The organism is Pseudomonas sp. SWRI154 (genome assembly GCF_014268645.1).
Lineage (GTDB): Bacteria > Pseudomonadota > Gammaproteobacteria > Pseudomonadales > Pseudomonadaceae > Aquipseudomonas > Aquipseudomonas marvdashtae.
This window is the reverse complement of the sequence record NZ_JABWQW010000058.1, coordinates 1-1965: the sequence shown is the minus strand read 5'-3', so window position 1 is coordinate 1965 and position 1965 is coordinate 1. Positions and strand designations below refer to the sequence as shown.

At 56.5% G+C, this 1965-nt stretch carries 2 protein-coding genes; both read right to left on the bottom strand.

What is annotated here, in order from left to right; genetic code table 11:
* Positions 1-74: 74 nt before the first annotated feature.
* Positions 75-863: an IS21-like element helper ATPase IstB gene (istB, locus tag HU806_RS26105; protein WP_186615771.1), complete on the bottom strand. Its 789-nt coding sequence runs from the start codon at positions 861-863 to the stop codon at positions 75-77.
* Positions 860-1882 (bottom strand): IS21 family transposase, encoded by a 1023-nt coding sequence (istA, locus tag HU806_RS26100; protein ID WP_186615769.1) that lies wholly within the window; start codon positions 1880-1882, stop codon positions 860-862. Before istA ends, istB begins: the two co-directional genes overlap by 4 nt.
* Between the last annotated feature and the right edge of the window lie 83 nt (positions 1883-1965).

Sequence of the window (1965 nt, the reverse complement as noted above, 5' to 3'; positions counted from 1 at the left end):
TGTCAACACCGGTTGAAAACTGACCCACCCTACCGAAGTAAAACTGACCCACCCCGGCGGTAGTTAAAGTCTGTTTATAGCTTCGGCGAAGCCGTCTCTCGCGGTACCACCTGGCCAGATTTCAGCTTGTCCTTCAGCCGGTAACTCTGCCCGCTGACCTGAACGATATGTGCATGGTGCAGAAGCCGATCCAATAGCGCGGCGGTCAGTGTCGAGTCATCCGCAAAGGTCGTTGCCCACTGGCTAAACGGCAAGTTGCTGGTCAGCACGATGCTGCCATGTTCGTAGCGTTTGGCGATGACGTTGAAAAACAGATTTGCTTCGTCACGGCCAAAAGGCAGGTAGCCTATTTCATCGATCACCAGCAATTTCGAGCGCTGCACCACTCGACTGAAATACTGAGCCAAGCGCCCCTGGTGATGTGCGGCGACCAGTTGCAATGTCAGATCGGCGGCGGTGATGAACTTCGTCGAGATGCCCGCCATGATTGCTCGGTGAGCTAGCGCGCTGGCCAAGTGCGTTTTGCCAACGCCGGACGGCCCCAGCAGCACCACGTTTTCCTTACGCTCGATAAAGGCCAGTCCGGCCAGTTCAAGGATCTGACTTTGCGGCGCTCCGCTGGCAAATTTAAAGTCGTACTGTTCAACCGTTTTCACCGCTGGCAGCCCGGACAAGTGCAGCAGTGTCTGTCGCCGCCGTTCGTTTCTGGCGCGATCTTCACTCAGTAGAAGTTGTTCCAGGAAGTCGGCGTAACTCGTTTCTTTCTCGGCAGCCTGCTGCGCCAGCGCGGGCCAATCCGTAGCGAAGGTATCGAGTTTGAATTGTTGGCAAAGCGCTTCAATGCGCAGATGTTGAAGGCTCATGCTCGCACCTCAAGCAGGGCTTGGTAGACCGACAGTGGATGTTGCAGGCTCTCCACTGGTATGGGCTGAACGGCTTGTTTCAGAGCGTTCGGAGCGCCTTGAAGCTCTGGCAATGGTAGTAAATAGTGCACCTCTTTATCCAAGCGGTGCTGAGGGATTTCACCGGTCGTAGCGTGAGTTCGGGCATTGGCGATGTCGATCAGCCAAGGGCCGATTTTGCTGTTCGCGACCTCGACATCCAGCACCAGACTGACCTGATTAAGCGACGCTGCGAGTGGAACAACAAAGCTGTTTTTCAAGTAATGGTTGAAGCGCTCAACCTTGCCCTTGGTTTGCGCTCGATAGGGCCGGCAGACCTTTGGCGTAAAGCCATAGCGCTCTGCCAGGCTCAATAGAGCCGGGTTCCAGCGATGCTCGCCGGGGCCATAAACATCCCGCTCCTGGATGATGGTCTTGGCGTTGTCGAATAACACTTTGCGTGGCGTGCCGCCGAAGAAACGCAGGGCTTTTTCGATGCCGGAGCACCAGGCTGCGGAGTCTTCTCGTCGCGAGAAAACAACGTAAGTGGCGCGACTCCAGCCCAGCGTTGCGACAAATGCCAACAGCGGATCGCGGCCACGTCGAATGATCGTGAAGTCCGCCTGCATCTGTTCGCCAGGCTCTGTTTCAAAGCGCACAACGGGTTCGTTGGCCTTGGATTTCAATGTCAGCAGAAAGCTGGTGAGGATGGAGTAGCCGCCCGTGTAGCCCTGCTCTCGGATCTCCCTGAGCAGAACAATCGCAGGGATCCAGTGTGGCCGGGCGGCTTCTACGCGCTGACGCAGGAAGGCCTCGAAAGGCGCAAGCTTGCCCACGCGCTCCGCGCGCGGGCCGTAGACAACGGGTTGGCGCTGGGCTTGTAATTTGAGGTGGCGTCGAATGGTATTGCGTGAGCAGCCCATCTGCCGAGCGATAGCTCGAATAGACAAACCCTGACGAACAAGAACACTGATTTCCACGTGTTGCTCCTTGGACAGCATGGGCAGCTCGCAAAAGCTGCATTTTGCCCAAGTGGGTCAGTTTTCAACCGGTAGGGTGGGTCAGTTTTGCATCGGTACTGACA

Coding starts and splice junctions, on each gene's coding strand:
- istB (WP_186615771.1), bottom strand. CDS start 863: ATGAGCCTTCAACATCTGCGCATTGAAGCGCTTTGCCAACAATTCAAA.
- istA (WP_186615769.1), bottom strand. CDS start 1,882: ATGCTGTCCAAGGAGCAACACGTGGAAATCAGTGTTCTTGTTCGTCAG.